Source organism: Dietzia massiliensis, assembly GCF_018390595.1.
Lineage (GTDB): Bacteria > Actinomycetota > Actinomycetes > Mycobacteriales > Mycobacteriaceae > Dietzia > Dietzia massiliensis.
The window spans coordinates 1-14,400 of the sequence record NZ_JAHBAV010000014.1 but is presented as its reverse complement, the minus strand read 5'-3'; the positions used below and the strand labels follow the sequence as shown (position 1 = coordinate 14,400).

10 protein-coding genes are annotated in these 14,400 nt (G+C 73.5%); 5 read left to right on the top strand and 5 right to left on the bottom strand.

Annotation, left to right across the window (positions count from 1 at the left end; genetic code table 11):
• Positions 1-26: 26 nt before the first annotated feature.
• Genes KHA85_RS05730 through KHA85_RS05720 form a run of 3 tightly spaced genes read right to left on the bottom strand, consistent with a single transcriptional unit; the run spans position 27 to position 5,829 of the window.
• Positions 27-1,490 (bottom strand): NAD-dependent succinate-semialdehyde dehydrogenase, encoded by a 1,464-nt coding sequence (locus tag KHA85_RS05730; RefSeq protein ID WP_213185095.1) that lies wholly within the window; start codon positions 1,488-1,490, stop codon positions 27-29.
• Positions 1,487-4,483 (bottom strand): FAD-binding and (Fe-S)-binding domain-containing protein, encoded by a 2,997-nt coding sequence (locus tag KHA85_RS05725; RefSeq protein WP_213185134.1) that lies wholly within the window; start codon positions 4,481-4,483, stop codon positions 1,487-1,489. The genes KHA85_RS05730 and KHA85_RS05725 overlap by 4 nt, the downstream gene beginning before the upstream one ends.
• A 56-nt stretch (positions 4,484-4,539) precedes the next feature.
• Positions 4,540-5,829 (bottom strand): aspartate aminotransferase family protein, encoded by a 1,290-nt coding sequence (locus KHA85_RS05720; protein ID WP_213185094.1) that lies wholly within the window; start codon positions 5,827-5,829, stop codon positions 4,540-4,542.
• Positions 5,830-5,914: 85 nt separating this feature from the next.
• On the opposite strand from KHA85_RS05720, the gene KHA85_RS05715 reads away from it, so the two are divergent.
• Together KHA85_RS05715 and thpD are read left to right on the top strand one after the other, a co-directional pair.
• Positions 5,915-6,907: a D-2-hydroxyacid dehydrogenase gene (locus KHA85_RS05715; RefSeq protein ID WP_213185093.1), complete on the top strand. Its 993-nt coding sequence runs from the start codon at positions 5,915-5,917 to the stop codon at positions 6,905-6,907.
• A gap of 108 nt (positions 6,908-7,015) precedes the next feature.
• Positions 7,016-7,879: an ectoine hydroxylase gene (gene thpD, locus KHA85_RS05710; protein ID WP_213185092.1), complete on the top strand. Its 864-nt coding sequence runs from the start codon at positions 7,016-7,018 to the stop codon at positions 7,877-7,879.
• 6 nt (positions 7,880-7,885) lie between these two features.
• On the opposite strand, the gene KHA85_RS05705 is transcribed toward thpD, so the two are convergent.
• The gene (locus KHA85_RS05705; RefSeq protein WP_213185091.1) at positions 7,886-8,857 is read right to left on the bottom strand and encodes a LysR family transcriptional regulator; all 972 of its coding nucleotides are present in this window, start codon (positions 8,855-8,857) and stop codon (positions 7,886-7,888) included.
• Between the two features lie 154 nt (positions 8,858-9,011).
• Between KHA85_RS05705 and KHA85_RS05700 the strand changes: the two genes are divergently transcribed.
• Entirely contained in the window at positions 9,012-10,325 is a 1,314-nt protein-coding gene (locus KHA85_RS05700; protein WP_236885246.1) for a Glu/Leu/Phe/Val dehydrogenase dimerization domain-containing protein, read from the top strand.
• A gap of 332 nt (positions 10,326-10,657) precedes the next feature.
• Here KHA85_RS05700 and kstR read toward each other — a convergent pair whose 3' ends face one another.
• Positions 10,658-11,395 carry a cholesterol catabolism transcriptional regulator KstR gene (gene kstR, locus KHA85_RS05695; protein ID WP_213185089.1) on the bottom strand — a complete coding sequence of 246 codons (738 nt, stop codon included), beginning with the start codon at positions 11,393-11,395 and terminating at the stop codon, positions 10,658-10,660.
• Positions 11,396-11,610: 215 nt separating this feature from the next.
• Here kstR and KHA85_RS05690 point away from each other — a divergent pair, with 215 nt between their 5' ends.
• Together KHA85_RS05690 and KHA85_RS05685 are read left to right on the top strand one after the other, a co-directional pair.
• Positions 11,611-13,782 carry an acyl-CoA dehydrogenase family protein gene (locus tag KHA85_RS05690; RefSeq protein ID WP_213185088.1) on the top strand — a complete coding sequence of 724 codons (2,172 nt, stop codon included), beginning with the start codon at positions 11,611-11,613 and terminating at the stop codon, positions 13,780-13,782.
• 56 nt (positions 13,783-13,838) lie between these two features.
• Positions 13,839-14,400: acyl-CoA dehydrogenase family protein (locus KHA85_RS05685; RefSeq protein WP_213185087.1), on the top strand; the 562-nt coding region annotated here is incomplete at its 3' end.

The window sequence follows — 14,400 nt, the reverse complement described above, 5'->3', positions numbered from 1 at the left end:
CTTCGGTCTCGCCCCCGGTCAACCTGTCAGCGGACGGGGATCGCGACGAGCTTGGTCTCGAGGAACTCCTCGATCCCCGTCGTCCCGCCCTCGCGGCCGAGCCCGGACTGCTTGATTCCGCCGAACGGCGCGGCCGGGTTGGAGACGACGCCCACGTTGATGCCCACCATGCCGGCCTGGAGCCGCTCGGACATGGTCAGCGCGCGGTCGAGGTTCTCGGTCATGACGAACGAGACCAGCCCGTACTCGGTGTCGTTGGCCAGCGCGACGGCCTCGTCGTCGGTGTCGAACGGCACGAGCGCGGCGACGGGGCCGAAGATCTCGGTGGACATCAGGCGGGCGTCCGGGGTGACGCCGGTGAGGACGGTGGGCGGGTAGAAGAAGCCGGGGCCCTCGCCGCGGGTGCCTCCGGTCAGCACCTCGGCGCCGCGGCTCACGGCGTCGTCGACCAGCTCGGCGACCTTGTCCACGGCCTTCTCCTCGACCAGCGGGCCCACGTCGGTGCCCTCGGCGGTGCCGTCGCCCACGGTGAGGGCGGCCATCCGCTCGGTCAGCCGGCGGCCGAACTCGTCGATCACGGACCGGTGCACGAGGATGCGGTTGGCGGACGTGCACGCCTCACCCATGTTGCGCATCTTGGCGGCCATCGCGGCGTCGACGGCGGTGTCCATGTCCGCGTCCTCGCACACGACGAACGGTGCGTTCCCGCCGAGCTCCATGGACGTGCGCAGCACGCCGCGTGAGCACTGCTCGAGCAGCTTCCGCCCGACGGGCGTGGAGCCGGTGAAGGAGAGCTTGCGGGCGATCCCGGAGTCGATCCACGGCTCCACCACCCCGCCGGCGTCGGTCGTGCACACCACGTTGAGCACGCCGTCGGGCAGGCCGGCCTCGCGCAGCACGTCCACCACGTACAGGGAGGTCAGCGGCGTGAGGTTGGCGGGCTTGAACACCATGGTGCAGCCGGCGGCCACGGCCGGGCCGATCTTGCGGGTGGCCATGGCCAGCGGGAAGTTCCACGGGGTGATGAGGATGGACGGGCCCACCGGCTCCTGCGTCACCATGAGCCGGGTCTTACCGTCGGGGGAGCGGCGGGCGTCGCCGTGGATGCGGGAGGCCTCCTCGGAGAACCAGCGGAAGAACTCGGCGCCGTAGGTGACCTCGCCGCGCGCCTCGGCCAGCGGCTTGCCCATCTCGGTGGTCATGAGCAGCGCGATCTCGTCGGCCCGGTACACCAGCAGCTCGTAGGCGCGGCGCAGGATCTCGGCGCGCTCGCGCGCGGGGACGGCAGCCCAGCCCTCCTGCGCCCGCCCGGCCGCGGAGATCGCGGCGATCGCGTCGTCGGCCCCGCCGTCGGCGAGGGTGGCGATGGTCTGCCCGGTGGCCGGGTTGACCACGTCGAACGTGGCGCCGGAGGCGGCGTCGCGCCACTGCCCGTCCACGTACACGCCGGTGCCGAGTCCGGCGATGATGTCGGTGACGGAGCGGGTCATGAGGACCTCCTGGTGGTGGGATCGGGATCGAGGAGTTCGAAGAGGTGCCGCCCGGTGCGGCCGAGGTGGTCGGTCTGGGTGGCGCACGAGAACCCGTCGGTGAGGACCGACGCGTCGGGGTCGGCGCGCAGGGCGGGCGCGAGGGCCTGTTCGGCGACGGCGGCGGTGACGGCCTCGTGGCCGGCGGTGAAGCCGAAGTCACCGGCGACGCCGCAGCACCCGGTGGCCTCGCGCACCGAGCCCACGCCCAGGGCGGTGAGCGTCGCGCGTTGCACCCGGTTGCCAAAGGTCGCGTACTCGTGGCAGTGGGTCTGCACGGTGACGCGGTCGGGCGCGGTGCCGCCGGGCCAGACGGGCGGGCGCCCCTCGGCGGCGAGCTTCCCGAGGTGGTCGGCGGACGAGCGGATCCGCGCCGCGACGCGGCGGGCGACGTCGGCGTCGGGGGTGTCGGCGAGGAGGTGGGGGAGGTCGCCGCGCAGGGTGGCCGCGCAGGAGGGTTCGACGACGACGACGGGCACCTCCGCCCCGTCCGGCCCGCGGATCGCGTCGAGGTGACGCGCGGTCGCGCGCATGGTGCGTCGGGCGGCGTCCAGTCGGCCGGTGGTGACGTGGGTCAGGCCACAGCAGTGGCCGGCCGAGCAGGCGACGGAGGTGTGCGAGCCGCCCAGCACGCGGGTGGCGGCGCCGGCGACGTGCGGGCGCAGCCCCCGGGTGAACGAGTCGAGGAACAGCACGACCTCGGCGGAGGTGCGGGGGCCGTCGCGGCCCACGCGGCGGTCGCGCACGTGCCAGACGCTGGCGGGCACGCGCGCGAGCTCGGCGCGGAGCGCGCGGGCGGAGGCGAACGCCGGAAGCGCGCGCTCGCCGGTGATCCCGCCGAGCCGGGCGGCGGTCCGCCCGACCGGGGTGGCGAGCAGGGCGTTGAGCGGCCCGGCGAGGTGGACGGTGGCGCGCAGCCAGAGCGGCAGCAGGCCCAGGGAGTAGTGGACGCGCGGCCGGACGCGCCGGCGGTAGCGGCGGTGCAGCGCCTCGGCCTTGAACGTGGCCATGTCGACGCCGGTGGGGCAGTCCGAGGAGCACGCCTTGCAGGCCAGGCACAGCTCGAGCGACTCCTCGACGGCCGGGTCGTCCACGGCGATCGTGCCGCGCACGACCTCCTGCAGGACGCGGGCCCGGCCGCGGGTGGAGTCCTTCTCGTCGCCGGTCGCGCGGAAGGACGGGCACATCACGCCGCCGGCGGAGGTGCGGCAGCGGCCCACGCCGATGCAGGCCTGGACCGGGTGGGCGCCGTCGGCGGAGGTGAGCAGCCCCAGGTCGCGCCGGCCGATCCCGGGCCCGACGCCGGCGAGGGCGAGATCTGCGTCGAGCGGCCGGGTGGCGGTGAGGCCGCCGGGTGCGAGCAGTCCCACGGGGTCCCAGATGCGTGCGAACTCCGCGAACGCGCCCAGCATCTCCGGCGAGTACATCAGCGGAAGCAGTTCCGAGCGGGCGCGGCCGTCCCCGTGCTCACCGGACAGGGAGCCGCCGTGGCGCACGGCGAGGCGGGCGGCGTCGGTGCAGAACGCACGGAAGACCGCCCGCCCGGCGTCCGAGCGCAGGTCGAACGTGATCCGGATGTGCATGCAGCCGGCGCCGAAATGGCCGTACATCACGCCGGTGAGCCCGTGCCGGGCGAGCAGGTCGCGGAACTCGGCCAGGTAGTCGGCCAGCCGCTCGGGCGGCACGGCCGAGTCCTCCCAGCCGGGCCAGGACTCGATGGTGGCGCCGGTGGCGGGATCGCTGAGCCGCGAGCTCAGCCCGGCGCCGTCCTCGCGGACCCGCCACAGGTCGGCGCGGGTCACCGGATCCGTCACGACGAGCGTGTCGAGGGCGTGGCCGTCCCGGGCCAGCTCGTCGGCCAGACCCGCCACCCGGGCCTCGAGCCCACCGCCCGCGCCGCCCGCCTCGTCGTCGTGCTCGTCGTCGTCGTTCCCGTCGTCGTCGCTGGCGTCGTCGTCGAGCTCCACGAACAGCCACGCGCGCCCGTCGGGCAGGTCGGCCACGGCGTCGGCGCCGCGGCGCTGCCGCATGGTCGCCACGATCACCTCGTCGATCCCCTCCACCGCCGTGGGGCGGTGGCGCAGGATCGCCGGGACGTCCCGGGCGGCGTCCACGACGTCGGCGTACCCCACCACGAGCAGGCCCGTGCGCGCGGCGCGGGGCACGGCGCGCATGGTCGCGGCGGTGACGATCGCGCACGTGCCTTCCGAGCCGACCAGCGCGCGGGCCACGTCGAAACCCTCCTCCGGCAGCAGGTGCCGCAGGTGGTAGCCGGAGACCTGGCGGGGGATGCGGCCGAGCTCGGTGCGGATCGCGGCCAGGTGGTCGGCGGCCAGCGCCCGCAGCTCGGCGGTGAGGTGCTCGGCGCGCGCGGCGGCGGCCGCGTCGTCCGGGTCGGTGGCCTCGACGCCCCGGCGCGTGGCGGTGAGGCGCAGGCCGTCCGCGGTGACCAGGCGCAGCGACTCCACGTGGTCGGCGGTCCGGCCGTGACGCACGGAGTGGTTGCCGCACGCGTCGTTGCCGATCGCCCCGCCCAGGCACGCCCGCGACTGGCTCGAGGGGTCGGGGGCGAAGGTCAGGCGCGAGTCGGTCGCGGCGTGGACCGCCGCGCGCAGGTCGGTGAGTACCGTGCCGGCCTCGGCGGTGACCGTCCGCGCGGCCTCGTCCACGGCCAGCACGCGGTGCATGTGACGCGACAGGTCCAGCACCAGCCCGGTGCCGACGGAGTTGCCGGCCATCGAGGTGCCGCCGCCGCGGGCGGTCGCGGGCACGCCGAGGCGGTGGCACACGGCCAGCGCCGTGGCGACCTCCGCCTCCGAGCGGGGGAAGAGCACCGCGGACGGGGTGACCCGGTAGTTGGAGGCGTCGTAGGAGTACTCGGCGACCCGGCGGCGATCGGCCTCTGGGGCCAGGCCCGCGGCGGTGAGCGCGTCGACCAGCTCGTTAACCGCCACCGTGGGCCGGCCGGACCCACCGGCCCGGCCGGGCGCGGCCGCGTCGACGCGCGCGGTCACGCCGCCCCGTCGCACACCCGGTGCACGGCCCGGATGAAGCGCTCGACACCGGCGTCGACTTCCTCGGCGGTCACCACGAGCGCGGGGATGAGGCGCACCACCGACCCGGTCGGCCCACACGTCAGGGTGAGCAGCTCCTCGTCCACGCACGCCTGCTGGACGGCCGCCGCCAGGCGCGCGGCCTCGAGCGCCCCGGCGCTGCCGGCGGGCGCGCCTGCGTCGCCGAACTCGACACCCAGCATGAGCCCGGTCCCGCGGATGTCGCAGATCTCGCTCACGTCCGCCAGGCTACGCCGCAGTCCGTCGAGGAGCTGGGCTCCGCGCTCGGCCGCGCACTGCACGAGGCTCTCGCGCTCGACCACGCCGAGCGTCGCCACCCCGGCCGCGGCCGCCACGGCGTTGCCGCCGTAGGTGCCGCCCTGGGAGCCGGGCCAGGCCTTGGCCATGAGCTCGGTGGGTGCCGCGATCGCGGAGATGGGGAAGCCGGAGGCGATGCCCTTGGCGGTGATGATGACGTCCGGGACGAGGCCCTCGGTGTGCTGGTGGCCCCAGAAACGGCCGGTGCGCCCGATGCCTGCCTGGACCTCGTCCAGCACGAGCAGCGCGCCGATCCGGTCGGCGCGCTCGCGCAGTCCCTGCAGGTAGCGCGGGGGAGTGGCCATGTACCCGCCGTCGCCCAGGACGGGCTCGATGAGGAACGCCGCGATCTCGCGGGCGTCGACGCGGGTGGCCATGAGGTAGTCGAGCTCGGCCAGCGCGAAGTCCACGGCCTCGTCGGTGGTCCAGCCGTGGCGCAGCGCGTGGGGGAACGGGGTCATCACCACGCCGCCCATGAGCGGGGAGAAGCCGGCGGAGAAGCGGGTCCCGGCGGTGGTGAGGCTCGCGGCGGCCACCGTGCGGCCGTGGAAGCCGCCCTGGACGGTGACGATGTTCGGCCGGCCCGTGGCCATCCGCGCCAGCCGCACGGCGGCCTCGACGGCCTCGGAACCCGAGTTGGCGTAGAAGACCGAGTCGATGCCGGCCGGTAGGTGCTCGCCGAGCTTGGCGGTGAGCTCGAGCAGCGGCTGGTGCATGACGGTCGTGTACTGCGCGTGGATGATCTTCCCGCACTGCTCCCGCGCGGCCGCCACGACGTCGGGGTGGCAGTGGCCGGTGCTGGTCACGCCGATGCCGGTGGTGAAGTCCAGGTAGTCGCGGCCGTCCGTGCCGTGGATCCACGAGCCGAGGGCGTGGTCCACGACGACGGGCGTGGCCTGCTTGAGAAGGGGCGACAGGTGCGCGGTCATGCGGTCAGTGTGTGGCCGCCCCGGTCGATTGTCAACAATCCGACGATTGCGGATTCCCGCCGCGGGGCCGGGTTACGGTGTCCCCATGACGCCGCATCCCGATCCCGACCGCGCCGCCCGCCCGACCGTCGTCGTTCTCACCGCCGACGGCGTCGCCCCGCCCTCCACCCTCGAGGAGATCCGCGGCCTCGCCGACGTGCGCGAGTGCACGGCGGACACCCTCGCCGACGCGCTCCCGGGCGCCGAGGTGTTGCTCCTGTGGGACTTCTTCTCGGAGGCGCTGGCCTCCGCCTACCACGCCGCCGACTCGCTGCGCTGGGTGCACGTGGCCGCCGCCGGGGTCGACAAGCTGCTCTTCGATGAGCTCCGCGACTCGGACGTGCTGGTCACCAACGCCCGCGGAGTGTTCGACGAGCCGATCGCCGAGTACGTCCTGGCCTGCGTCCTGGCGCACGACAAGCTCCTGCACCAGACCGAGGCCCTGCAGCGCTCGGGGGTGTGGCACCGCCGGGAGACCACGCGGGTGGCGGGCCGGCGCGCCCTGGTCGTGGGTACCGGCGGGATCGGCCGGGCCACCGCGCGGCTGCTGCGGGCGGTCGGGCTCGACGTGGCCGGGGCGGGACGTCGACCACGCGACGACGACGAGGACTTCGGCCGCGTCCTGGACTCGGCCCGCCTGGTCGACCATCTCGGCGACGTGGACCATCTCGTCATGGTGGCGCCGCTGACGGAGTCGACCAGGGGGATGCTCGGGCCCGCGGAGCTGGCCGCCCTTCCCGACGGCGCACACGTGGTGAACGTGGGCCGCGGACAGCTCATCGATCAGGACGCCCTCACGGCCGAGATCGCGGCGGGCAGGCTCTCCGCGCACCTGGACGTCCTCGTCGTCGAACCCCTTCCCGACGGCGACCCGCTCTGGACGCTGGAGGGCGCGCACATCAGTCCCCACATGTCCGGCGACGTGGAGGGCTGGCGCGACACGCTCGCCGTCCAGTTCCGAGACCACCTGCGCACGTGGCTCGCCGGCGGCGAGCCCGGCCCCGCCGTGGACAAGAGTCGAGGATACGTCAGCGGTTGACGGGTTGTCCGAGGTCGTCGACACGGATACGGTCGGCCCCACGAGGGCGGCACCCCTCGTTTTCCCGAGTCAGCCGGGGTTTCAGGCTGAGGAGAGAAAGGAGTCGTAGTGACCATTGCCGTTGATGACTACCAGACCCGCGTGACCGGGCGCCCGGAGATCGTCGAACGCCGGGACCCCGTCATCTGGGGGAGTAGCCGGGATCCCGAGGTCCTCGAGTTCGAGGAGAAGGGATACATCCAGCGCGAGGGCGCCTTGGATGCCGCGCGGATCGACGCCTGCTGGGAGGAACTGCAGCGCTTCGGCGACGATCCCGCGATGAAGGACGATCCCCGGATCATCCGCGAGGAGGGCAGCCAGGCCGTCCGCTCGATCTTCGACGTCCACGAGCTCAGTGAGGTCGTGTGGGAGGCCGTCGAGCAGTCGGGCGCGATCGATCTGGCCCGCCAGATCCTCGGATCCGACGTGTACGTCCACCAGAGCCGGCTCAACTACAAGCCCGGCTTCGCCGGCGGCGCGTTCTACTGGCACTCGGACTTCGAGACGTGGCACGCCGAGGACGGCATACCCAAGCCGCGCGCCTGCAGCGCCTCGATCGCGCTCACGCCCAACGAGACCTACAACGGTCCGCTGATGATCATGCCGGGCACGCACAAGTACTACGTCCAGTGCGCCGGCGAGACGCCCGAGGACTACTACAAGGAGTCGCTCGTGACGACCGCGCCGAAGGTGGGCGTGCCGTCCGAGGAGCACATCACCGAGATGTACCGCAAGCACGGACTCGACGTCCTCACCGGCGGCGCGGGCTCCATGACGATGTTCGACTGCAACGCGCTGCACGCTTCGGGTGGCAACATCACGCCGCTGCCGCGCGCCAACGTGTTCATCGTGTTCAACAGCGTCGAGAACGAGCTCACCGAGCCGTTCGCGGGCACGCCGCCGCGCCCGGACTTCCTCGCGCGTCGGCCCTGAGCCCGCTCACGCGCTGACGTCGGGCAGGCCGGCGTCGTCCCGGGCGTCCCGCCCGTCCACACCGCCGCCCGGGGGGTCCAGACCGACCTCCCGGGCGGCGGCCGTGAACGCTGCGACGAACACCTGGAGCGGGCGCCTCCGGGCGTCGCGGCGGCGATAGGTGATGGAGACCGTCCTGGTGAGCCCGTCCGTGAGCGGCAGCACGTCCACGTCGGCCGGGAACGTGCTCAGGCCGAGATCGGACGCGAGCGTGACGCCGAGGCCGGCGGCGACCAGGGCCAACGCCGTGGACTGCTCGCCCGCCTCGTGCCGCACGTCCGGCTCGAAGCCCGCGTCCCGGCACGCGATCCGCACCGCCCGACCGAAGTGTGACCGAGGGTGCGCGACCACCCACGGCGCCCCCGCGAGGTCGGACAACGACACCTGCGCGGACGGCATCGACCCGCGCGGCACCACCGCGTGCAGGGTCTCCTGCGCGATCGGCAGCCGCACGAGGTCCGGCACCTCCGCCATCGCGTAGCTCGAGTAGTCGAGCACGAACGACAGGTCCAGCGAGCCGTCGCGGACCGCGCCCGTCGTGTCCTCCGGGGCCAGCTCGCGGCTGCGCACGACGATCCCCGGATGATCGCGGGACAGGATCGCGATCCCGGCCGGCAGCAGTGTGGTGGCCACCGACGCCCACACCCCGGCCGTGAGCGTCGTCCCGACGCCCGCCCTCGCCGCCTCCATCGCGTGGCCCGCGTCCTCCACCGCGGACAGGATCGTGCGCGCGTGCTCCGCCAACACGAGTCCCGCCTCCGTCAGCGCGAGACCACGACCCCGCTTCTCGAACAGTGGCGTCCCCGCCTCGCGCTCGAGCAGCGAGAGCTGCTGCGACACGGCCGAGACGGTGTACCCCAGGCCCGTGGCGACCGACGTGACGGTGCCCCGTCGCTCCAGTTCGTGGAGCAACCGCAGGCGGTGCAGGGACGGCTCCATGCCCCGAGCGTAGGAGCGCGCGCCCCGACCGTGCAGGAAAAGTGAACGGTCGGGTCCACGAAGTCTCGCTGGACCCGCCCGGGTGCGCGAACCCATGCTGGGGACACCCCCGCCGGACCCGCCGACGGACGAGGTCGCCGAGGAGGCGAGCACCATGACATCCATCGAGATCCCGGGCACCACCGGCCACACGGGAGTCGGTCCCCAGACCGTGCCCGCCGCACAGACCGTTTCCGCACCGGCCACCGCTCCGGCCGCGACGTCGGCCACGGCTCTGGCCGCGGCTCCGGCCACCGCTCCGGCCGCGACGTCGGGTGCCCGCCGCGAGCCCTACCTGCGCCTGCACTGGGAAGACGATCAGACCGGCGCCCGCGGCTACCTCGTCGTGGACACGCTCGTCGGCGGTCTGGCCACCGGCGGCACCCGCATGCGCGCGGGATGCACCCTCCGCGAGGTCGAGGACCTGGCGCGCGGCATGACCCGCAAGACGGCGGCCTTCGACCTGCCCGTCGGCGGGGCCAAGGGCGGCATCGACTTCGACCCGAAGGACCCGCGGGCCGTCGAGGTGCTCGGCCGGTTCTGCGAGGCGATGCGCCCGTTCCTCGACCGGCACTGGGTGACCGCCGAGGACCTGGGCGTGCCGCAGCACCTCATCGACGAGGTCTTCGGCCGCCTCGGCATGCGGCAGTCGTACCACGCGGCGATCGAGCGGTCCGCCGACCCCGCGGCCACGGCCGATCGGATCTTCCGCGGGCTCAACGCCGAGGTCCCGGGTGGGCTCCTGGGCGACGTCATCGGTGGCTACGGTGTCGCGCAGGCGTGTCTCGCGGCAGCGCACGTGCGCGGCTGGGACCTCGAGCGCACGTCGGTCGCGATCCAGGGCGTCGGCACCATGGGCGGAGGCGCCGCCTGGTACCTGCACGAGGCCGGGATGCGGGTGGTCGCGCTCGCCGACGCCGCCGGCACACTCTACGACCCCGCCGGTCTCGACGTCCCCGCGCTACTGGCGACCCGCGACCGCTTCGGCGAGATCGATCGCGCCGCCGTACCCGCCCGGGTGCAGCGTCTCGACCGCGACAGCATCCTCGGCATGGACGTCGACGTGCTGGTGCCCGCGGCCGTGTCGTACGCGATCACCGCCGAGAACTGCGCGCAGGTCACGGCGCCGATCGTCGTGGAGGCCGCGAACGCCGCCACCACCGCCGACGCGGAAATCGACCTCACGGCCCGCGGGATCGCGGTACTACCGGACTTCGTGGTCAACGCCGGCGCCGTCGCCTGGGCGTGGTGGCTCATCCTCGGCGAGGTCGACGACCGGTCCGAGACGTCGTTCCTGCGTCTCGGGCGCGAGATGACGGCGAAGGTCGCGGACCTGCTCACCGGCTGGGACCCGAGCAACGGCCCGCTGCGGTGGGCGGCCGACGTCTCCGGGACGATCCGAACGGTGCCGCCGGTCGTCGTGCCCTGACCGCGGGCCCCGGCTCCCGAGGCGCCCGGGCCCCGCGCCCGCCACTACCCGCGCAGCCAGGCTCACGGCATTCGCGCCGCCGCAGCGCACTCGCCGCAGCCCGCACAGCCAGGCTCCCGGTTCCCGCGACCGCCGCAGCGCACTCGCCGCAGCCCGCACAGCCGCACGTCTCCATGGCGTCTCGCTCGCCCCGAAGGGTGGGCGAGACGCCATCGTCAGGCGCGGCTGCGGTTCAGGCGTACAGGCGCGGGAGCGAGACGCCAAGAGTGGGAGCGGCTGCGTGGACACGCGTACGTGCCCCGCCACATAACGCGCTGTCAGACTGTGCGGCCCTATCCGGCGGCGGCGTCGGCTTCACCGGCCTCGTTGCCGTTGCCGTTGCCGTTGCCGTTCCCGTTTCCGATCGCCGTGTGCAGGCGCGCGCGGCGGGGCGAATCGTCGGTGCCCAGCAGCAGGTCGATCGTCAGCGCCAGCCGGCTGGCGACGTCCGCGGCCGACGACCGCCGGGTGAGCCACGAGACCAGGTTGGACATCCACACGTCCGAGATCACGCGCGCGATCGAGAGCTGGAGTTCGTCCGGTTCGCCCTGTGCCAGCGCGCGGGCGATGATCCGGTCCATGAGGAAGCCGACCTCCTCGACCTCGTTGGCCACGGTGGCGTCGGCGAACATGAAGGCCCGGGTCATGGCCTCGGTGAGGTTCGGGTCGCGCTGCATCGACTTGGTGATCATGTCCACCACGACCTTCATCCGCTCCTGCGCGGTGTCGCCGGGCGGGGCCGAACGCTCGGTGCGCTGATCGAGCCGGCGGAACTCGCGGGCGAGCGCCGAGACGAGCAGGTGCACCTTCGACGGGAAGTACCGGTAGAGGGTGCCCACGGCGACCTCGGCCTTCTCTGCCACGGCGCGCATCTGCACGGCCTCGTACCCGCCCTTGGCGGCCAGGGCCAACGTGGCGTCGAGGATCCGGCGACGGCGCTCGCGTTGCGACGACGTACTGGGCTCGTCGGCTCTGGTAGCGGCGGCGGCGGACGCGGCGGCGGAGCCGGTCTCGGTCGAGCTCTTGGTCATGGCAAGGAACCTTCTGCGCTGGTCGGATCGGGACTGCTGATCGGGCTGGCGGTCTCGGGTTGGCGTACCGGGCGGGGACCCGGGTGTACCGATCGGACCCTACTGGTGCATTCTAGAACACGTTACCTAGAACACGTTCCATTGTAGGCGTGTACGCGCGGGCCCTCGCGTCCCGCGCCGGGTACGCGTCCCCCGCCCGAGTCGAGGAGCCTGCAGTGAGTATCGCCACCACACCGGACCAGACCGAGATCCAGAGTTCGATCAAGGCCTGGGCGAAGTCCGCCGATCCCGTGGCTACGGTACGCGTTCAGGAGGAGGATCCGGAAGCCTGGAAGGCGGTGTGGCCCCGACTCGCCGAGCTGGGGCTGTTCGGTGTCGCGATCGCCGAAGAGCACGGCGGTGCCGGCGCGGAGATCGTCGACCTGGCCTGCATGCTCGAGACCGCAGCCGCCCACATGGCGCCGGGCCCGGTGCTGTCCACAGCCCTGACCGGGGTGCTGGTCTCCCGTGCGGGCGGGGCCGTGGCGCAGGCGCTGGGGGAGACCCTCGCAGAGGGCGGCCTGCCGGTGGGCGTGTGCCTGGGCATCGACACCGCGACGCTGGACGGCTCGGGTGAGGTCACCGGCGACCCCGGCATCGCCTACGGCGGCACCCCCGACGGAGGACTGCTCTTGCCCGTCGAGATCGACGGCGCCACGCGCTGGGCGCTGCTCGAGGCGGGCACCGCGGGCGTGACGGTCACCCCGTCGACGCCATACGACATCTCGGCCTCGATCGGCCGCGTTCGCCTGGAGGGCGTGACGATCCCGGCCGACCGGATCCTCAAGGGCATCACCACCGAGCACGTCCACCAGCTGTTCGTCACGCTGGCCGCGGCGGAGGCTGCGGGCGTCGCCGACTACACGCTCGCCACCGCCGTGGACTACGCAAAGATCCGCGAACAGTTCGGCCGCACCATCGGCTCGTTCCAGTCCATCAAGCACCTCGCCGCCGACATGCTCTGCCGCACCGAGCAGGTCCGCGCGCTGGCGTGGGACGCCGCCGTCGCTGCGGAGGACCTCACCGACTCCGACTCCGAGCTGCCCGTCGCCGCCGCGGTCGCCGGGGCGCTGGCCTTCGACAACGCCGTGCGCAACTCCCAGGACTGCATCCAGATCCTCGGCGGCATCGGCTTCACCTTCGAGCACGAGGCCCACTTCTACATGCGGCGCGCGAGCGCGCTGCGCCAGATCATCGGTGGGTCCGCCCGCTGGCGACGCAGCCTGGCCGAGCTCACCCTCGCCGGCAGGCGCCGCCACCTCGACATCGACCTGTCCGAGATCGACGGGCTGGACGCCACGCGCGAGGAGATCCGCGCACTCGTGGCGAAGGTCGCGGCCGTGGAGGGCGACGGGCGCAAGCAGGCCCTGGCCGACACCGGCCTGTTCATGCCGCACCTGCCCGAGCCGTGGGGCCTGGGCGCCGGCCCGGCCGAGCAGCTGCTCATCGACTCCGAACTCGAGGCCGCCGGCGTCACCCGCCACGACATCACGATCGGCGGCTGGGCGGTGCCGACCATCCTGCAGGCCGCCCCCGAGCACGCCGATCTGCTGGTGCGCGACACGATGGCCGGGAAGATCAGGTGGTGCCAGCTGTTCTCCGAGCCCGGCGCCGGCTCCGACCTCGCCGCTCTGCGCACCACCGCCGAGAAGGTCGACGGCGGCTGGAAGCTCAACGGCCAGAAGGTGTGGACGTCGCTGGCCCGCGAGGCCGACTGGGCCATGTGCCTGGCCCGTACGGACTCCGGCGCGCCCAAGCACAAGGGCATCACCTACTTCCTGGTGGACATGCGCTCAGAGGGCATCCGGACCCGGCCGCTGCGCGAGATCACCGGCGAGGCCCTGTTCAACGAGGTCTACCTCGAGGACCTGTTCGTGCCCGACGAGTTCCAGATCGGGACGGTCAACGACGGCTGGAAGATCGCCCGCACGACACTCGCCAACGAGCGCGTGGCCATGGGCGGCGGCTCCTCCCTCGGTGACGCCGCGGAGGAGATCATCGGCCTCATCAACGTGGCCGGGGTCTCAGGCGACGCGCTGGTTCTGGACGAGTTCGGCAAGCACGTCGCCGACGGCGTCGTGGGCAACCTGCTGGACCTGCGCACCGCGCTGCGCAGCCTCGCCGGTTCCGGTCCGGGCGCCGAGTCGAGCGTCCGCAAGATCGTCGGCGTGCGCCACCGCCAGGACATCGCCGAGTTCGGCCTCACGCTCACCGGCACCGGCGGCGTCGAGTTCACCGAGCAGGGCCGCAAGTTCCTCATGGTCCGCTGCCTGTCGATCGCGGGCGGCACCGAGCAGGTGCTGCTCAACGTGGTCGGCGAGCGCATCCTCGGCCTGCCCCGAGACTGAACCCCGCCCGTCACCCCCTGCCCTTTTTCCGCCCCCGTACCCGAACAGGACTGATCGTGGACTTCACGCGTACCGAGACCCAGGCCGCCGTCGCCGAGGCGGTGGCCGGCGCGCTGTCGACGGCCGCCCCGGCCGAGGAACTGCTCACCGCGCTGCCCAGCCGCAGTGTCGACGACGCCGGCTTCGACGAGCGCCTCTGGTCGGCGTTCGCCACCTCCGGGCTGCTCTCGCTGGGCCTGCCCTCCGCGCTCGGCGGCGACGACCTCACGCCCGCCGACATCGCCGTCGTGCTCGAGGAGGTCGGCCGCGCCGGCGTGGTGATCCCCGCCCTGGAGACCCTGGGCCTGGGCGTACTGCCGATCGTCACCCTCGGCACCGCGGACCAGCAGGAGCGACTGCTCTCCGGCATCGAGGACGGCCGCATCCTCACCGCCGCCGTCGCCGAGCCCGGCAACCCCCTGCCGCTCGCGCCGACCGTGCGCCTGGATGGCGGGACCCTCACCGGCACCGTCACCAGCGTCCGTTACGCGGCTCAGGCCCGCGCGATCCTCGTGCCGGCGACCACGCCCGAGGGTGCGGCCCTCGTCGTCGTCGCCCCCGACGCCCCCGGCGTCACCC